This is a genomic window from Pedobacter sp. (assembly GCF_045628745.1).
Classification (GTDB): domain Bacteria; phylum Bacteroidota; class Bacteroidia; order Sphingobacteriales; family Sphingobacteriaceae; genus Pedobacter.
On the sequence record NZ_JAZQPU010000141.1, the window covers coordinates 1 to 3290 of the forward strand.

At 36.2% G+C, this 3290-nt stretch carries 4 protein-coding genes; 2 read left to right on the forward strand and 2 right to left on the reverse strand.

Going from position 1 to position 3290, the window contains the following annotated elements:
• Positions 1-317: RNA polymerase sigma factor (locus ACR2F7_RS05915; RefSeq protein ID WP_432712660.1), on the reverse strand; the 317-nt coding region annotated here is incomplete at its 3' end.
• Positions 318-802: 485 nt separating this feature from the next.
• Here ACR2F7_RS05915 and ACR2F7_RS05920 point away from each other — a divergent pair.
• Positions 803-1294: a cupin domain-containing protein gene (locus ACR2F7_RS05920; RefSeq protein WP_432712661.1), complete on the forward strand. Its 492-nt coding sequence runs from the start codon at positions 803-805 to the stop codon at positions 1292-1294.
• Positions 1295-1508: 214 nt separating this feature from the next.
• Positions 1509-2438 carry a hypothetical protein gene (locus tag ACR2F7_RS05925; RefSeq protein ID WP_432712662.1) on the forward strand — a complete coding sequence of 310 codons (930 nt, stop codon included), beginning with the start codon at positions 1509-1511 and terminating at the stop codon, positions 2436-2438.
• 268 nt (positions 2439-2706) lie between these two features.
• On the opposite strand, the gene ACR2F7_RS05930 is transcribed toward ACR2F7_RS05925, so the two are convergent.
• Complete coding sequence (locus tag ACR2F7_RS05930; RefSeq protein ID WP_432712663.1) at positions 2707-2925, reverse strand: hypothetical protein; 219 nt, start codon at positions 2923-2925, stop codon at positions 2707-2709.
• Between the last annotated feature and the right edge of the window lie 365 nt (positions 2926-3290).

The window sequence follows — 3290 nt, forward strand, 5'->3', positions numbered from 1 at the left end:
TCGTTGACATCAGCTGGAGCAAAATGGCTTCGTTTTTTATGGTTGGCAGCCATCCTTGCCATGACCTTGTATTTAACGATGGCAGCTATATAAGTTGAAAAACCATTATTGATTTCTATGCGATGCCTGCTTTTCCAAAGATCAGTGAAAGCGTCCTGTACTATTTCTTCAGCATCTGCTTCTGATTCGAGTTTTAATAGCGCTTTATAGAGCATACGCTTCCAATACCGTTTATATAACAGGTTAAAAGCTGCTTCGTTGTTGGATTTAAGCAGGTAATAGAGCTCGTTATCGGTAAGGTCATTCAAATCTGGCATTAACGGAGTGATTTTTTAGATCTTTGCCAATGATAAGGATATTTCTGGAAAGTTTATATCTATAAGTTCGCAAGTAAGGAAATACAGAGAATTAAAAGAAAACAAGTGATTACACAATACAGTATTATATTGATTTATTATAATTACAAGATGGGATTTGAAATTGGTGTGCTGCTTTAAATGGTTACTTGTGCATTTAAGCCTTTCAATAATAGCACAATAGTTAGTTCCAACGTTAGTTTTAGGAGAATTAAAGTGCTTAGGTTGATTTTATAATCCTTTTTTGATTAAACTTTCAAGACCTTAACATAGCTTTCATTTTTTAAAACTAGTAATCGTACATTTACATCATCGCTATGGTTCTTCAGAAGATAAATAGTTTAAAGATCAACATACTGTAGGTTAAGCTTTTGAGGACCTGAATGAGTATAGCTATAACCAAATAATTACCTGAAATTTAAAGAAGGTTTGAATCAAAAGATGTAATGGATGCTAATGTAAAAATTATCAATCAAGATGAAGGAGAACTGTTAGGCGTTGCAGGTGGCAATTACAGAATCATCATCTCCGGCGAACAGACTAATGGTAACTATGCTGTTATTGAAATGACAGTACCTCCAGGAGGTGGCCCACCGCCACACGCTCATCCCGATATTCAGGAAATGTTCCATGTGCTGGAGGGAGAAGTGGAATTTAAAACACAGCAAGGGAAGCAGCTCGTCACCAAGGATGGGTTTGTTAATATACCACTTGGTGGGGCAATCCATTGTTTTAAAAATATTTCTGAAAACAATGCACGCCTGCTGTGTACGGTTGTCCCGGCTGGACTGGAAAATCTATTTAAGGAAGTTGGTGAACCTGTAGCTCCTGGCCAGATGCTGCCTGTTCCTGAATTAACCGACGCGCGGAAGAAACGATTAAAGGAAGTAGAGCAGAAATACAATCAAAAATCTTATCCTCCAGACTTTCTTGATTAATAGTTAAAATCAGTTCGGCACTTTTTATTCTGTCATAGTATAAAGGTATGCGCTTGAATTTTCAATCTTTTGAAAAAAAACAGGTCAAGACAAATTAATTAAGCTTAGGTTGACTGAACCAAAGCTATATGGCAGGCTACGCTTTTCGATGCTAAGTATAACAAAGTGTAATTGATAAAGTCTATATTGTTTATATTTACCTAAAAAATAAGCCGTGGGAATAGCAGACGATATTATGAATTCATTCTTTGCTGCAAATCCACTTTTAAGAAGTGGTGAACTCAGCATAGAAGAGTTGAATAGGTTGATTGGTGAATATCAGCAAAAAATCAATAGCAATCCGATTGATGAATTTGATGGGTTAAACCCCGAACAGATGGAAGGCCTACTTTATAAACCTTTTGCACCGGGCGTTATCCTCCAGTTTCGAGAAGGTATGGAGTCACATATCAATAAATGTCCTTTTTTTAAGCTTTCTGAATTACTACTGCAGGAGATTAAAGAAGCAGGTAAGCTTAAACTAACAATACGTGGCAATCTCCCAGTTCGCATTTGTGAATTGCTTTATAACCAAAACCTGATCCATTGGCCATATATGGAATTAGTTAAGCGGATTCTGGAAGAAGATGTTCCCTATCTTTGGCCTTTAAAGGAGTACTTATTGGTAGAGGGTATCGTGAAAAAGCGTCATAATATTTTGTCATTTACAAAAAATGGAGAGAAACTATTACAAGAGCCAGAAAGCAACCGTTTTATCAAGATCTTTAACTTCATGGCCAATCGCTTTCATTGGTGCAATTTTTACGAGCTTTATGATGACGGCAGATATGGTCAGTTAGGTTGGGCCTATTCATTGGTTCTGCTCTCAAAATATGGCGATAAACCACAAAAAAGCGAATTCTACAGTCTGAAACTCATGCAAGCCTTTGAAAAGGAATTGTGGGACGCTCACCAGAAAGGCAATCATGACAAAGCGCTTCAGGCTTACCATCGTGCCTATGAATTCCGTTTTTTCGAAAACTTTGCCAACTGGTTTGGACTAGTCAACATTGAGCGTAATAGAGACTATGATATATCTTTCTCTGATCAGCTTACTATTACAAAATCTGAATTATTTGACCAATTATTTGAAGTGAAGGGTTAGGAATAAAACAAACAAAGCCTCAGGTCTAAGCATCCAGCAGCCGCTAAACTTAAATTAGTGCACACGAAAACACTTCAATCAACATCCTTAGCGCTTCATTACCTGAAATCATGATAAAATCAGGACAGAAATAATCTATCTAAAAGTTTGGAATTAATTTAAAGGCCAAGGGAATTACTGAAGATTCAAAATAATCTTACCAAAACACAAATTAAACATACTTGAGACACCTATCCGGTCAGACCAATGATACTATTTAGTATCTTTTTTACAACCTATAGCGAAGTTTGATATTTCTACCAATAGCTTTAAGTAATCCAGGATATTCATTTACAGTCGCATCAACAACATCCCAATCGCCTTTTGCGTTGCAAGCAAGTTTATATTCCTTTTCATTGAGGCTAATCAGGATTGCACTAGTTTCTTTTGTAATTCCCTTCGTTAAAACAATATAAGTATAATCTCTTTCATCAAAAGTGACGCGCATTGGTAAATTCATAGTGCAAATATAGCGTTACAAATGTGCTTTTATTGTGTTCATTGCTATATAGGCTATAAAAAGTTATGAACAGCTAGCACACCGGTTAATTGAAAACAAATAAGCCGGCTAATAGCCGGCTTATTTATTCAACCTTAATTATTCGAAATGAAAACCTTAATTATTCTAAAAGAAATCTTATTTAATGAACTTTGCAAGTTCTTCCGACAACTGCTCGCCGCGCAAGTTCTTTGCAATGATTACTCCTTCTGGGTTGATCAAGAAATTTTGAGGAATAGCGGTAATGCCATATTTCATCGATACATCATTTTTAAAACCTTTTAAATCACTTACCTGAATCCATGGCATGCCGT